The organism is Ramlibacter sp. AN1015 (assembly GCF_037726105.1).
Lineage (GTDB): Bacteria > Pseudomonadota > Gammaproteobacteria > Burkholderiales > Burkholderiaceae_C > Ramlibacter.
Genome location: NZ_JBBJUM010000004.1, coordinates 276,125 through 291,565, shown reverse-complemented (window position 1 = coordinate 291,565; position 15,441 = coordinate 276,125). Strand labels below are relative to the sequence as shown.

Genomic DNA, 15,441 nt, shown 5'->3' with positions numbered 1-15,441 from the left:
CTACCGGTTGCTGGGGGACGCCCACCAGGTGGACATGGCCCAGTTGTGGGCGTCGTAGTACGGAGGAATGGTCTTGGGCAGCTCGAAGCGCCGCGGGCGAAATCCGATCAGGAAGTCGCTTCCGTAGTACTGGGGAATCGAGTAGTGCCCGTGCGAGAGCACCCGGTCCAAGGCCCGCATGGCGGCCGAGAGCTCGGGCCGGGTGCGGGCGGTCACCACCTTCTGCACGATCGCATCGACAGCCGGATCGGCGATGCCCCAGATGTTGGATGAGCCCGGCGTCTTGGCTGCCTCCGAGCCGAAGCGCTCGATGAGCTCGCTGCCCGGAGCCGTGGTTCCCGGCAGGCGCGTGGTGGTCAACTCGAAATCGAACGCGTCCATCTTCTGCTTGGCCAGCGAGAAATCGACCGATCGATAGGTGAGCTGGATGCCCAGTTTTTCGAGCGCCTTCTCGAAGGGCGTCACGATGCGGATCAGCGAAGGCTGGTCCGTGAGGAACTCGATGGTGAAGGGCTCACCCTTCTCGTTGCGCAGCGCGCCGTCGCGGTAGGTCCAGCCGGCTTCGGCCAGCAGGGCCTGTGCGTCGCGCAGGTTCTCGCGCAGGCTGCCCGGCGGGCTGGTGCCCGGCGGCACGTAGGCGGGACCGAACACTTCGGGCGGCAGCTTGTCCCGCAGCGGCTCGAGGATGGCCAGCTCGTCGGGCTTGGGCAGGCCTTCGGCGTGGAATTCGCTGTTGGGGAAATAGCCGTGCACGCGCTTGTAGAGGTTGTAGAACAGCTGCCGGTTCATCCACTCGAAATCCATGGCGAGGCTGAGCGCCTTGCGCACCCGCACGTCCTGAAATTTCGGATTGCGCAGGTTGAACACGTAGCCCTGGAAGTCGCCGGGATTCTTGTTCGGGAAGGCGCGTTTGGCCAGCTCGCCCGACTCGAAAACCTTGCCGGTGTACTGGCGCGCCCAGTTGCGGGAGATGAACTCGCGCATGAAGTCGAACTCACCCGCCTTCAATCCCTCGAAGCGCGAGGTCTCGTCCAGGTAGATCTTGAAACTGATGCGGTCGAAGTTGTAGTGCCCGCGGCGCACCGGCAGGTCGGCCGCCCAGTAGTCCGGGTCGCGCACGTAGGTGATGTCCCGGCCCATGCGCGCGTCGGGCAGCCGGTAGGGGCCGCTCGCGATCGGAATGTCCGACACAACCTGGTCGAACGGCTTGCCGCGGCCCCAGTCGCGGCTGAACACCGGCATGCCGCCGACGATCAGCGGCAGTTCGCGGTTGGGTGTGGCGAAGTCGAAGCGAACGGTGCGATCGTCGAGGGCCTGCGCTCCTTTCACCTCGGCATAGATGGTGCGGAACTGCGGCGCCGCCTCCTTGCTGATGAGGGTCCTGAAGGAATGCACCACGTCCTGCGCCAGCACCGGCTTGCCGTCGTGGAAGCGCGCCTTGGGATGCAGGCGGAAGGTCGCCGAGAGGCCGTCGGGCGCGACCGTGACGTCCTCGGCCAGCAGGCCGTAGGCCGTGGTGGGCTCCTCGGCGTTGCCGGTCAGCAGGGTGTCGAACATCAGGGTGCTGATGCCGTACGGCGCGGTGCCCTTGAGCGTGAACGGGTTGAACTTGTCGAAGTTGGTGGGCCGCGTGGGCGGCACCATGCGGATCTCGCCGCCCTTGGGCGCGTCGGGATTGACGTAGTCGAAGTGGGTGAAGCCGGGCGGGTACTTGATGTCGCCGAACTGTGCATACGCATGCGCGGCCCAGGCCGGCGCGGCCGCCATCATCACCAGCAAGGCCAACGCCGCGAACAGCATGGGCGCTGGAAGGATGAGCGAAGCTCGCATGCGACAATTCTGCCGAGTTTTTATCGGAGGGCGTTCCATGGGCTTCCTGTCTGGGAAGAAATTGTTGATCACGGGGGTGTTGTCCAATCGCTCCATCGCTTATGGGATTGCCCGGGCCTGCCATGCGCAGGGGGCGGAACTGGCCTTCAGTTACGTCGGCGAGCGGTTCAAGGATCGGATCACGGAATACGCCGCGGAGTTCGGCTCCCAGCTGGTTTTCGATTGCGATGTCGGCGACGACGCCCAGGTCGAGCGACTTTTTTCCGATCTTTCGCAGCACTGGCCGAAGTTTGACGGCTTCGTCCATGCGATCGGCTATGCGCCGCGAGAAGCGATTGCGGGCGACTTCCTCGATGGCCTGTCGCGTGAAGGCTTCAAGATCGCCCACGACATCAGCGCCTACAGCTTTCCGGCCATGGCCAAGTGCGCCCTGCCCTACCTGAACGAACGCTCGGCGCTGCTCACGCTCACCTACCTGGGGGCGGTCCGCACGGTGCCGAACTACAACACCATGGGCCTCGCCAAGGCATCGCTCGAGGCCTCGGTGCGCTACCTGGCCGAGTCGCTCGGTCCGCGCGGCATGCGGGTCAACGGCATCAGCGCCGGCCCCATCAAGACGCTGGCGGCCAGCGGCATCAAGGGCTTCGGAAAGATTCTCAGCGTGGTGGCGGACACCTCGCCCATCCGCCGCAACGTGACCATCGAAGACGTCGGCAACGTCGCTGCGTTCCTGCTGTCGGACCTCGCCGGCGGCGTCACGGCCGAGATCACCTACGTCGATGGCGGTTTCAGCCAGGTCGTGGGCGGGATCGCCGAGCCGGCGGCCTGAAGAGCCTCGCATCCGCGAGGCTGCGACGCGTGAGCTTCCAGGCCGGGGGGCCTGGCAGCACGCACGGAGCGAGCACCCCGGCCCAGGCCGGCAGCGCCCGCTGACACGCCTCAGTCGCGCCTCACGCAGTCCGCATAAAAGCGCGACTTGCCATCTTCGCCGACCTCCTCCACCAGGCCGTGGATGTCCGTCTCGAACCCGGGACACTGCGCATTGAACTCGCGCGAGAACTTCAGGTAATCGACGATCTTCTTGTTGAAGACCTCACCCGGAATCAGCAGCGGAATGCCCGGTGGGTACGGCGTCACCAGCGAGGTGGTGATGCGCCCTTCCAGCTGGTCGATCTCGACGCGCTCGGTGCGCCGGTGGGCGATGTGGGCGAAGGCGTCGCTCGGCTTCATCGCCGGCGTGAGGTCGGACAGATACATCTCGGTGGTCAGGCGGGCGACGTCGTACTTGGCGTAAAGCTCGTGCACGTGCTGGCACAGGTCGGCCAGACCCATGCGCTCGTAGCGGGGGTACACCTGGCAGAACTCCGGCAGGATCCGCCACATCGGCTGATTGCGCGCGTAGTCGTCCTTGAACTGCTGCAGCGCGGTGAGCATGGTGTTCCACCGGCCCTTGGTGATGCCGATGGTGAACATGATGAAGAAGCTGTAGAGGCCGGTCTTCTCGACGATGATGCCGTGTTCGGCAAGGAAGCGCGTCACGATGGAAGCGGGAATGCCGGTGCGCGCGAAGCTGCCGTCCAGATCCAGCCCGGGCGTGACGATGGTGGACTTGATCGGGTCCAGCATGTTGAAGCCCTCGGCGAGGTTGCCGAAGCCGTGCCACTGGGCGCTGCGTGCCTCGCCCTTGATGATCCAGTCGTCGGCCCGCCCGATGCCCTCTTCCACCAGGTGGTCGGGGCCCCAGACCTTGAACCACCAGTCCTTGCCGTAGTCCTCATCGACCTTGCGCATGGCGCGCCGGAAGTCCAGCGCCTCCAGGATGCTCTCCTCGACCAGCGCGGTACCGCCGGGCGGCTCCATCATGGCCGCCGCGACGTCGCAGCTCGCGATGATCGAGTACTGCGGGCTGGTCGAGGTGTGCATCAGGTACGCCTCGTTGAACAGGTGCCGGTCGAGCTTGCGGTTCTGCGAATCCTGCACCAGCACGTGGCTCGCCTGGCTGATGCCGGCAAGCAGCTTGTGCGTGGACTGCGTGGCGAAGGTGAGCGATTCCTTGGGACGCGCCCGGCGCTTGCCCATGGCGTGGTAGGAGCCGTAGAACGGGTGGAACGCAGCGTGCGGCAGCCAGGCTTCGTCGAAGTGCAGCGTGTCCACGTAGCCGTCGAGCAGTGACTTGATGGTCTCGGTGTTGTACAGGACACCGTCGTAGGTGGACTGGGTGAGCGTCATGACCCGCGGCTTGACCGTTTCAGCATCGACGCCCTGCAGCAGCGGGTTGGCCTTGATCTTGGCCTTGATCGCGGCGGGTTCAAATTCGCTGCTCGGGATCGGCCCGATGATCCCGTAATGGTTGCGGGTGGGCTTCATGAACACCGGAATCGCGCCGGTCATGATGATCGAGTGCAGGATCGACTTGTGGCAGTTGCGGTCGACCACCACCACGTCCCCGGGCGCCACCGTGTGGTGCCACACCATCTTGTTGGAGGTGGAGGTTCCGTTGGTGACGAAGAAGCAGTGATCGGCGTTGAAGATGCGCGCCGCGTTGCGCTCGCTGGCGGCCACCGGCCCCGTGTGGTCCAGCAGCTGGCCAAGTTCATCGACCGCGTTGCAGACGTCGGCACGCAGCATGTTCTCGCCGAAGAACTGGTGGAACATCTGGCCGATCGGGCTCTTGAGGAAGGCCACGCCGCCTGAATGCCCGGGGCAGTGCCAGGAGTAGGAGCCGTCCTCGGCGTAGTCCAGCAGCGCCTTGAAGAACGGCGGCTGCACGCCCTCGAGGTAGCTTTTCGCTTCACGGATGATGTGGCGCGCCACGAATTCGGGCGTGTCCTCGAACATGTGGATGAAGCCGTGGAGCTCGCGCAGGATGTCGTTGGGCAGGTGGCGCGAGGTCTTGGTTTCGCCGTAGATGTAGATCGGCACCTCACTGTTCTTGCGCCGCACTTCCTCGATGAAGCCGCGCAGGCTCACCACGGCCGGGCCAAGGTCCGGCCCCTGGGTGAACTCCTCGTCGTCGATCGACAGGATGAAGGCGCTGGCGCGGCTTTGCTGCTGCGCGAACTGCGACAAGTCTCCGTAGCTCGTCACCCCCAGGACCTCGAAATGCTCGGCTTCGATCGCTTGGGCGAGCGCGCGGATGCCCAGGCCGGAGCTGTTCTCCGACCGGTAGTCTTCGTCGATGATGACGATGGGGAAACGAAATTTCATGGGCGGGGCCGCCTTGTGGAGGCCGGCAAAAGGTGGGGAAAGCTGCGAAGTGTATGCAAGCGGCGCACGCACCCGTAGGTCAGGGTCGAAATGATGGCTCACACGGAAGTTCCGCGACCCACATTGTGGAAGGTAAGCGCTGTTTCGCATTGAAGACGCCGCGGGCCCTGCCGCCCGCGCGGCCATGGCAGGGGCAATCGCTTCATGCAGAAGTTACTTCGTCACGCAGCTCGCGCCGGTGCCACGCCGGAGCATGGGCTCAGGCTCGCTTGCGAGGTGGCCCGTCTGGCTGCCGGCGGCGGGGCCATTCCTTTGCATGCATCACATACGGAGAAACACACATGAAGGCAATCCACCAGACCCTGAAACTGCGCATGACGGCCCTGGCGAGCGGCGCGCTTGCGGTGGCCATCGCTGCTGCCTCGCAGAACGTCTTTGCCCAGTCGGCGCAGCAGCCGGGGCAAGACCCATCGAAACAGCAGTCCAGCCAGGCGCAGAAAGACCCTGCAAAAGAACAGTCGAAGCAGTCGCAGGCTGGTCAGTCGCAGTCCCAACAGGCGAGCAGCACCACGCAGCAAGGCCAGTACCAGGCAGTGCGCACCGAGGACCTGCTCGGAAAGAACGTCACCAACGCGCAGGGCCAGAACCTCGGCAAGCTGGAAGACCTGGTGGTGAACGCCAACACGGGGGACGTGCGCTACGCGATCCTGAGCTTCAACCCAGACATCCTGTCGCAGGAGACGCTGTTCGCCGTGCCGCTGCGCGAGTTGAAGATGAACCAGGGCCGCGACGCGCTCGTCTACCAGAACATGAACAAGGAAAAGCTTGCCGTCGCGGCGATCCAGCGCAGCGAGTGGGCCAAGCAGGAGACGAATCAGGGCCAGGAAACCTGGGGCCGGATCGACCGTGCCTACGGCATCCAGCAGCCCACGGGTGCGCCGTCGGCCGTGCGGGTGAGCCAGCTGCAGGACAAGAACATCGTCGCGGCGACCGGAAGCGAAGACCTCGGCGACGTCGAGTCCGTGGTGATCAACATGGCCAACCAGAAGGTCCACTATGTCGTGGCCAACCTGAGCCGCGGCTGGTTCACCAGCGAGCGGCAGGTAGCGCTTCCGATGACGGCGTTCAATGTCCAGGGCCAGAAGGATGACCTGCAACTGCGGCTGAACCGCCAGCAGGCCACCGGCCTGCAGCCGCTCGACCGCAACTGGCAGGCAAACATGAACGACCGGACCTTCGTGACCGACGTCGACCGTTACCTCGTGACCGTCGTGACGACGAGCGGCGGCCAGGCGGCGCAGGGCCCGGGCCAAGGCCAGGCGGCCGGCCAGAGTGCCTCGGGCAGCGGTGGATCGCAGGGAAGCACCGACGCCATGGGCGCCTCGGGAAGCAAAGGCAGCTCCGGTGCGAGCGGCAGCTCCACGGGCGCGTCGGGCAGCGATCAGAGCAGTTCCTCGGGCGCGTCAGGCGGATCGGGCAGCAGCCAGGGGAACTCGGGCGCGATGGGTGCCTCGGGCGGCAGCAGCAAAGGCGCTTCCGGTGCAAGCGGCGGCTCGGGCAGCTCCACGGGCGCATCCGGCAGCAATCAGAGCAGCTCGGGCGCATCGGGCAGCAGCTCTGGCGCGATGGGTGCCTCCGGAAGCAGCCAGGGCAGCTCGGGCGGATCGGGAGCGCAGTCGGGCACCGGTGGTACCGCGACGATGGACCTGGGCTCCGGCTCCGGTTCCGGTTCCGGTTCTTCCTCGCAAGGCGGCGGCGCCAGCACAAGCGGCCAGGGGAGTTCCTCGGGCCAGCGCCAGTAAGGCCCTGCGGCGGCGGGTGCAGTTCGGACGCACCCGCGGCACCCCCTGCCACGGCTGCGGTCGCCACTCGCCTCAGGCGGGGCGACCGCAGTGCGCGAGGAAAATCCCCAGCCGGGCCCGTCAGGCCCTGGGGAGATGGGCGCCGCGGCGAAAGGCGCCCGGTGAGCTAGCTACTCCTATACAGACCAAGGCTGGGCTAACAGCCGACGCGATAGCGCCGCAGTCAGCAACTGGGGCGCTTCTGCCCTTGTCGAAATCGCTTCTGGCTGGCGGCGCGCCGGGTCAGTTCCAGTGCATGCGTTCCCGCCGGAACCCAGTCGCGCTGCAATGCTCAAGAGAATGGTTTCCTCCCCCCCCCGCGACAGGGGGGCTTCGAATCAGCCGAAATCAGCGGCTGTGCGACTCCTTGGAAGAACGGTCCGCCCCTTGAGGAGGCTTCTTCATGGGCGCTGCGGTAGGGTGTGGTTCTCGCCAGCCGCGTGGCTTGGAAACGACTGCGTCCGCGTGGCCGAATAGTTCTTTGTTGCGCATTTCCACCTCCCGTTGAGTTGGACGCATTAAAGCAGCGCGGCCGCAACACGCGCCGCGGTACACGTCAACTCTTACAGTCCAGCTCGTGTTCGGCGCCGGGCACGATAGCTCTAGAATTCGCGGCGCATCGGCAGCTCTCCCCCTCCGATCAGTAGGAAAGCACTCTTTTCGCCGATCGATCCCTTCACCGCAACGCGGCGAAGCAACGAAGCACCCAGTCCGTCCGTCACCCACCTGGAGATCCAGTGAACCTCCGAAGTGCCACCGTGCAGCTGCGTTCCTCCGTGCCGCGCGCCGCATGGGTGCTGCTGGCGCTGGGCCTGCTGGTGACGGCCTGGGCCGCCTATACCGCACACAATGCCCAGCTGGCGCGCCTTCGCAGCCGCTTCGACAACCATATCGAACGCCTGCAGGACGAGGTTCGCAGACGCATCCAGCTGTCCGAGTACGGTCTGCGCGGGGCGCGCGCCACCTTCGCCATCAAGCCCGATATGAACGCGGCCGAATTCGCGAAGATGGTGTCTGCGCGCAACCTCGTGCGCGAGTTTCCGGGTCAGCAGGCCTTCGCGCTGGTGGTGCGCGTGCCGCGCGCCGCGCTTCCCGAGTTCGTCGAGCGGGTGCGGCAGGAGACCGGTCGCGACTTCCAGGTGAAGACCACGGGCGACGCAGCCGACCTGCTGCTCGTGCGCCACCTCGCGCCGCTCGAAGCCAATGCGGCTGCGTGGGGCCTGGACCTGGGGGCCGATCCCGTGCGGCGGGCGGCGGTCGAGAACGCCATTGCCACCAACTCCGCGACGCTGTCCGGCCGCATCGTGCTCGCCCGCAACGACACGCGCGGCCCGGGGTGGCTGATGATGCTGCCGGTGTTCAACAGCCCGACCGCGGCGGTGGGCCCCGATGCCGACCGCGACCTGTTGGGTGTGCTCGCCGCTCCCATCGAAGCGGCCGAACTGCTGGGAGACATCTCCGCGTTCCTCGACTACATGGTCGATCTGCGCCTCTACGACGGTGCGCCCGAAGAGGGCCGTGCACTGTTCGACACCCTGGAGAACATCGATCCGCGCGTGCAGCTTCCCTATCCGCAGCGGTTTCGCGATCGCCTGTTCACCACCGAGCGCCGGCTTACCGTGGGTGGCCGCCTGTTGACCCTGCGCGCAGCCAGCACGCCCGCGCTGGAAGACATGCCCCTGGGCATCGCACCTGCGGCTCTGGCGACGGCGGCTGCGGGCACCCTCCTGTCGCTCCTGCTGGCTTTCAGCGCAGCGGTGTTGCTGGCGGCCCGCAGCCGGGCACTGCGGCTCGCGCAATTCATCACGGCCGACCTCGCGCAGACCACGTCGGAACTCAACGCCAGCCACGAGCGGCTGCGCGCGAGCGAGCAGATGCTGCGCCTCGTGACCGACAACATCCCTGCGCGCATCGTCTATTGGGACCACGAGCTGCGTTGCGGCTTCGCCAACCGAGTCGTTGCCGAGCGGGTGGGAAGCACGCCCGAGCAGATGGTGGGTCGCCACATCGGCGACCTGCTTCCGCCGGTGCGCGTCGAGGTGACTTTGCGCCACGCGCCCGAGGTCTTCACGGGCAAGCGCGTGCGCTTCGAGTACCGCGAGGCGGACGAGCAGGGCCAGGTGAACACCAGCCTGGTGCACCTGGTGCCGAACTTCTCCGGCGGCCAGGTGGTCGGCTTCTTCACACTCGCCCTCGATGTGACCGAGCTGCACCTGGCGCGCGACGCCGCCGTGCAGGCCAGCCAGGCCAAGAGCCGTTTCGTCGCCAATATCAGCCACGAGATCCGCACGCCCATGAACGCCGTGCTCGGCATGCTGCAGCTGGTCAAGGACACCCAGCTCACACCGGCGCAGCGCGATTGCATCCACAAGGCCGACGGCGCCGCGCGGGCGCTGTTGAGCCTGCTCGACGACATCCTCGATTTCTCCAAGATCGAGGCAGGCCGCATGACGCTCGATCCGCGCCCGTTCGCAGTCGCGGAACTGGTGCGCGATCTGGCGGTGCTGCTGACCGCGGGCCTCGGCAAGCGCCGGATCGACCTGCGCTTCGACATCGACAAGCGGCTGCCGGACTACCTGGTGGCCGACAACCTGCGGCTGCGCCAGATCCTCGTCAATCTGGGCAGCAATGCGCTGAAGTTCACCGAGGCCGGGGAGGTGCTGCTGCGCATCGCGCTGCTCGAGCGGTCCGACGATGGCGTGAGCGTGGAGTTTTCCGTCTCGGACACCGGCATCGGCATCGCTGCCGATCAGCTCCCCCGGCTGTTCCAGGACTTCGGCCAGGCCGAGGCCTCCACCACGCGCCGCTTCGGCGGCACGGGCCTGGGACTTGCCATCTCGCGCAACCTGGTGGCCATGATGGGCGGCGAGCTGTGTGTAGATAGTCGCCCGGGGCACGGCAGCCGCTTCCATTTCCGTCTGCGGCTGCCGGCGGCCCAGGAAGGGGCCATGGACAGCACCACCCTCCCCGGCCTGCTGCCCGCCGATTCGCCCTTGTACGGCATGCGCGTGCTCCTCGTCGAGGACAACGAGACCAACCAGTTCATCGCACGCGAGCTGCTGCAGGTGCGCGGTGCCACGGTCGATGTCGCCGAAGACGGCCGGGAAGCCGTCGAGCGGCTGTCGCTCGACGCCGGGTACGACGCCGTGCTGATGGACCTGCAGATGCCGCGCATGGACGGCCTGGAGGCCACGCGGTCCATCCGCCACGAACTGGGGCTGGTGGCCCTGCCGATCATCGCGATGACCGCCAACGCGATGGAGACCGACCGGCAGGCCTGCATGGAGGCCGGCATGAATGCGCACATCGCCAAACCCATCGACGTGGACGAACTGGTGCGCACGCTGCTGGAGCACGGCCGCGGAACGGTCGGGATCGCGGCGATCGCCTGACGGAAGGCGCCGAAACCTGGACGAGCCCGGGGCGCCCTACCGCACCTCGATGCGCAACGCCACGCCACTTTGCCGCAGATAGCGCAGCAGGCCGTAGATGAGCAGCACGATGCCCGTCATCTCGAAGAGCTCCTCCAGCGTCATGGCCACCATGTAGGGCACCAGCGTACGACCGGGCTCGCCCTCCTCCATGAACACCTGCCCGCCCACCATCTCCATCCCCAAGGCACCGCCTACGTACAGGACACCGGCAGCGATGAAGGTCCAGCGGGTGGCGGATGGCAGATGCGCGAGGAACCGCAGGTATGCGATTGCGAAGCACAGCACAAACAGGCCGCCCGCGAGGACCCATGGGAAACGCAGCCAGCCGGTGAGCTGGAAGCCGTCGCGCAGCGGCCGGATCAGAAGCTCGTGCAGCGACGCCGACTCGTCCACCGTCAGCATGAAAAAGATCACCGCCAGCCCGAGCCAATGCAGCCGTAAGGGCGCGCGCTGCTGGTGCTTGATCGCGGCGATCCAGGCGAACAGCCCGGCCGCCGTGAGCAGGATCAGCATGGAGAACACCGTGGGGAGGTTGTTCTCGGCGTCAAGGTAGAACTTCTCTCTCGCAGGGAAGCGCCACTCGCCCAGGAAGCTCCACACGACCACCAGATGCAGCACCAGCAGCACGGCGACGCAGGCCATCAGCACCGAGATCACGCGGCTCGTGCGCAGCACAACGTCGGCAGTGGCCGCCGGTGCCGCGGTGTCGGCCTCGACCGTGCGGGGCGCCGCTGCCTGCCAGCCGGCCCCCGCGCGCGTCGAACTGCGAAGCGGCGGCGGCGAAGCGGGGTGGTGCGAAGCGTCCATGACACGAGCATGGCAGTGACTCGTGCGTATGGGGGTGCAGTGCAACGAGCCGTAATGTTCGGCGGACGCTGCGCCTACACTTTGCCTGGTCTGGGAAGCCCTTCCCGAACTTGCGTCACAAGGAGACATATTTCATGCGCACCTTCCGGACTCTGCGCGCCCGCCGTATTTCGGCGGCGACGCTCGCCGCCCTCGCATCGCTGGCTGTCCTGCCGGCGGCTGCCCAGGCCCAGCAGGCCTACCCCAGCAAGACCATCCGCATCCTCGTCGGCTCGCCCCCGGGCGGCCCCTCGGACATCACCACCCGCGTCTTTGCGGAACGTCTTCAACAGCGCACCGGCCAGTCGGTCGTCGTCGAGAACCGGCCCGGTGCGGGCAACAACCTCGCTGCCGGTGTGGTGGCAAAGGCCGAGCCCGATGGCTACACACTGGTGCTGAGCCCCGACACGGTGGTGACCATCAATCCGCTGGTCTACCGCAACCTCAATTTCGACGCGCGCAAGGACCTGGTGAACGTGTCGGTGCTCGCCGGTTTCACCCAGATGCTGGTGTGCAACGCCAACCTGGGCCTCAAGAGCGCGACCGATCTCGTGAACCGGGCCAACCGGGGACGCATGACGTACGCCTCCGGCGGCCCGGGCGTTCCGGGCCACCTGGCCGCCGAAATGTTCCTCCAGAGCACCGGCGCGAAGATGCAGCACATCCCCTACCGCGGACCGGCACCTGCAACGATGGCCGTGCTCTCCGGTGAGACCGATTGCGGCTTCCTTGCCACCCCCACGGTCATCCCGCACGTGAAGGCCGGCAAGCTCACGGCCCTTGCAGTGTCCTCGAAGGAGCCGTCGCCGCTGGCACCCGAGGTGCCCACGCTAGCCAAGGCCCTGAACCAGCCTGATCTCGACATCGTGTTCAACCTGGTGCTGCAGGCGCCGCAAGGCACGCCTGCACCGGTGGTGTCGCAGCTCGCGGCCGCGGCGGCCGACATCATGAAACAGCCCGCCGTGCGCGAGAAGCTGCAGAACTCCGACCTGATCCCCGTCGGCAGCAGCCACCCCGACGCCGAAGCCGCCGTGAAGTCGGCGTCCGCCCGCTGGGAGCCGCTGGTGAAACGACTCGATCTCAAGATGGAGTGAGCATCGGCTGCGCGAAACGCCGCCGCCTGCTTGCTGCCTGACCCGCAGCGCGGTGGGCGCGCGCGGCGCACGCCTGGCGCCGATGCCACCACGGCCGGTTCGCCCGACGCGCAGCTGCGCGCGGTGGCGGCACGAGGCGATGCGAGGGCGTTCGCGCGCCTGGTGCATCGCCTCGGCGCATGCGCACTCCAGGCGCTTCCCGCACGTTCTCTGCGCACGTCGTCTGCGCAGCTCGTCGCGACGTGGCAGTGGCGTCACGCCACGGCTGCACCCACAAGCTGCCCCGTGCGGCAGGCCGCCGCCATCGAAGTCCGCCGCCACCACCCTCACGCCACCACGCGCCGCACCCGCAAATCCTCGATCTGTGCGTCGCTGTAGCCGGCCTGCGCCAGCAGTTCGCGGCAGTGCTCGCCCAGGCGGGGCGGCTGGAGGCGAACGCCGAGGCGGCTGCCGTCCAGCGTGAACGGAAGCAAGGGCGTCTTGACCGCGTCGCCCGCCTTCGGCCCATCCGGCAGCGTGATGTCGGCGAGGCCGCCGGTCGCCCGCAGGTGCTCGTCCTGCAGCAGGTCCTCGGGCCGGCGGATCGGCGCGAAGGGCAGCCCCGCGCGTTCCATCGCGGCCGCGACCTCTCCGGCATCGCGGCTCGCGAGCCGCTCGCGCAGCGTGGCCAGGAGTTGCGGCCGCCGCACGGCGCGCTCGTTGTTGGTGGCGAGTTCGGGCGCATCGCGCAGGTCCGCGAAACCGAGCGCGTCGCAGAAGCTTTTCCACTGCGCATCGCTCACCGCGGCCAGGAAGATCTGCTCGCCGGCGGCCACCGTGAACACGTCGTACACGCCCCACGGGTTCTCGCGCGCAGGCATGGGCTGCGGGTGCCGCCCGGTCATGGCGTACTGCAGCATGTGCTGCCCCATCAGGAACACGTTGTTTTCGTACAGGGCCGATTGCACCTCCATGCCGCGCCCGGTGATGCCTCGCTGGATGAGCGCACCAAGCACCCCGATGGCGCCGAACAGGCCACCCATGATGTCGTTGACGCTGGCCCCCGCGCGCAGCGGATCGCCGGGCCGCCCGGTCATGTAGGCCAGGCCGCCCATCATCTGCACGACCTCGTCCAGCGCCGGGCGCCGCTCGTACGGCCCCGGCAGGAAGCCCTTGTGGCTCACGTAGATCAGGCGCGGGTTGAGGGGGCCGAGCGTCGCGTAGTCCAGGCCGTACTTGCGCAGCGTGCCCGGCTTGAAGTTCTCCGCAACGACATCGGCGCCCTGGCACAGCCGGCGAGCGACTTCGGCGCCCTCCGGCACGTGCAGGTCGATGCCGATGCTCTTTTTGTTGCGGTTGCAGAGCGGAAAGAAACCCGAGCCGGCTCCTAGCAGCTGGCGCGTGCGGTCCCCGTCCACCGGTTCGATCTTGATCGTCTCCGCACCGAGATCCGCCAGCACCATCCCGCAGGTCGGCCCCATCACCATGTGCGTGAACTCGATCACCCGCACGCCTTGCAGTGGCTGCGGGGGCTGGGGCGGGACGGATGCCGGCTCTGGCGGGCGCGGCGAAGACCCCAGGGAAAAGGACACGGAAGAGACCATCGTCGCAGTGTAGAAGCAGGCGCGGACGCGACGGCCGCCCGCCGCGACGCCGAGCGCGTCACGCGTTCCCCGCCGCGGCGCGCGTTGTTGTAGCGTCGCACCTGTGCATGGCGCTTGGCCGCGCATCCGTGTTTCTTCCCAACCAGAGCATTCCATGAGCGACTTCGACTGCGATTTCTTCGTCATCGGCGGTGGCAGCGGCGGCGTCCGCGCGGCGCGCATGGCGGCCCAGCAAGGCGCACGCGTCGTGCTCGCCGAAGCGGCCGCGCTGGGCGGCACCTGCGTGAACGTGGGCTGCATCCCGAAAAAGCTGTACAGCTATGCGGCCGAGTTCGCGGACGACTTTGCCGATGCGGCCGGCTACGGCTGGAGCGTGGGCACGCCGAGGCTCGACTGGGCGCGGCTGAAGCTCAAGCGGGCAGCGGAGATCACCCGGCTCAACGGCGTGTACGAGCACCTGCTGCGCACCGCGGGCGTGCAGATCGAGCGCGGCTGGGCCCAGTTGACGGGGCCGCAGTCCGTGCGTGTGCAGGGCGCCGACGGGACGCGGAACTTCCGCGCACGGCACATCCTGGTGGCGACGGGCGCGACGCCGTACGTGCCGGACCTGCCGGGGCGCGAGCTGGTCCACACGTCCGACGCCATGTTCGACCTGGACCCCTTTCCGCGCCGGCTGGTGGTGGTCGGCGGCGGCTACATCGCGTGCGAGTTCGCATCGATCTTCCAGGGGCTGGGCGCTCAGGTCACCCTCCTCTACCGCGGCGAGCAGATCCTGCGCGGATTCGACCGCGACGTGCGCGACTTCATCGCCCAGGAGATGCGCAAGCACGGGGTGGACCTGCGCCTGCACTGCGACGTGGAGGCGGTGGCACGGCGCGGCGAGGCTCTCGATGTCACCCTGGAGGGCGGCACCACGCTGGCTGCGGACGCGGTGCTCTATGCGACCGGCCGCGTCCCCAACACCCAGGGGCTGGGCCTGGAACTCGCCGGCGCCGGCCAGGACGCGCAGGGCGCCATCCTGGTCGATGCCCACTACCAGAGCAGCGTGCCCTCGATCCATGCGGTGGGCGACGTGACCGCCGGCTTGCAGCTCACGCCGGTCGCCCTGGCCGAGGCGATGGCGGTGGTCGATCGGCTTTTCGGCTCCGGCCAGCGCAGCGTGGGCTATGAGCTGGTTCCCACCGCTGTCTTCACCCATCCGAACATCGGCACCGTCGGCCTCACCGAGGAAGCCGCCCGCGAGCGCCACGGGCACATCGCCGTCTTCCGTACCGATTTCAAGCCGCTCAAGCACACGATCTCGGGCAGCACAGAGCGCACGCTCATGAAGCTGGTCGTGGACTGCGCGACCGATCGCGTGGTGGGGCTGCACATGGTGGGACCCGAAGCCGGCGAGGTCGTCCAGGGCTTCGCGGTGGCGTTGCGGGCGGGCGCGACCAAGGCGGTGTTCGACAGCACCATCGGCATCCACCCGACAGCCGCGGAGGAGTTCGTCACCATGCGCGAGCCGGTCGCGGGTCCGGCGCCGGCCGGCTCGGCGCATGCCATCGCCTCGGACGCGGCGTAGCGCATTGAAGACCAGCCCGCCTTCTCTGGTCCTGTCTCC

At 67.5% G+C, this 15,441-nt stretch carries 9 protein-coding genes; 5 read left to right on the top strand and 4 right to left on the bottom strand.

Annotation, left to right across the window (positions count from 1 at the left end; genetic code table 11):
• Window positions 1-1,800 (bottom strand): extracellular solute-binding protein, encoded by a 1,800-nt coding sequence (locus WG922_RS08915; RefSeq protein WP_340282262.1) that lies wholly within the window; start codon window positions 1,798-1,800, stop codon window positions 1-3.
• 67 nt (window positions 1,801-1,867) lie between these two features.
• Between WG922_RS08915 and fabI the strand changes: the two genes are divergently transcribed.
• A complete protein-coding gene (gene fabI, locus WG922_RS08910; protein WP_340282158.1) occupies window positions 1,868-2,659 on the top strand; it encodes an enoyl-ACP reductase FabI in 792 nt (263 codons plus the stop codon).
• Between the two features lie 110 nt (window positions 2,660-2,769).
• Here fabI and WG922_RS08905 read toward each other — a convergent pair whose 3' ends face one another.
• Entirely contained in the window at window positions 2,770-5,037 is a 2,268-nt protein-coding gene (locus tag WG922_RS08905) for an arginine/lysine/ornithine decarboxylase (RefSeq protein WP_340282157.1), read from the bottom strand.
• Window positions 5,038-5,378: 341 nt separating this feature from the next.
• Between WG922_RS08905 and WG922_RS08900 the strand changes: the two genes are divergently transcribed.
• Entirely contained in the window at window positions 5,379-6,839 is a 1,461-nt protein-coding gene (locus tag WG922_RS08900; protein ID WP_340282156.1) for a PRC-barrel domain-containing protein, read from the top strand.
• A 776-nt stretch (window positions 6,840-7,615) separates the two neighbouring features.
• Window positions 7,616-10,270, top strand: a complete 2,655-nt coding sequence (locus WG922_RS08895) for a CHASE domain-containing protein (protein WP_340282155.1) — start codon at window positions 7,616-7,618, stop codon at window positions 10,268-10,270.
• A gap of 36 nt (window positions 10,271-10,306) precedes the next feature.
• Here the strand turns inward: WG922_RS08895 and WG922_RS08890 are convergent, their stop codons facing one another.
• Window positions 10,307-11,119 (bottom strand): hypothetical protein, encoded by an 813-nt coding sequence (locus tag WG922_RS08890; RefSeq protein WP_340282153.1) that lies wholly within the window; start codon window positions 11,117-11,119, stop codon window positions 10,307-10,309.
• A 134-nt stretch (window positions 11,120-11,253) separates the two neighbouring features.
• On the opposite strand from WG922_RS08890, the gene WG922_RS08885 reads away from it, so the two are divergent.
• On the top strand, window positions 11,254-12,252 hold the full coding sequence (locus tag WG922_RS08885; RefSeq protein WP_340282151.1) for a Bug family tripartite tricarboxylate transporter substrate binding protein: 999 nt from the start codon (window positions 11,254-11,256) through the stop codon (window positions 12,250-12,252).
• A gap of 326 nt (window positions 12,253-12,578) precedes the next feature.
• Here WG922_RS08885 and WG922_RS08880 read toward each other — a convergent pair whose 3' ends face one another.
• Window positions 12,579-13,835 (bottom strand): CaiB/BaiF CoA transferase family protein, encoded by a 1,257-nt coding sequence (locus tag WG922_RS08880; RefSeq protein ID WP_340282149.1) that lies wholly within the window; start codon window positions 13,833-13,835, stop codon window positions 12,579-12,581.
• Between the two features lie 154 nt (window positions 13,836-13,989).
• Between WG922_RS08880 and gorA the strand changes: the two genes are divergently transcribed.
• Window positions 13,990-15,402 carry a glutathione-disulfide reductase gene (gene gorA / locus WG922_RS08875; RefSeq protein WP_340282148.1) on the top strand — a complete coding sequence of 471 codons (1,413 nt, stop codon included), beginning with the start codon at window positions 13,990-13,992 and terminating at the stop codon, window positions 15,400-15,402.
• Window positions 15,403-15,441 lie beyond the last annotated feature (39 nt).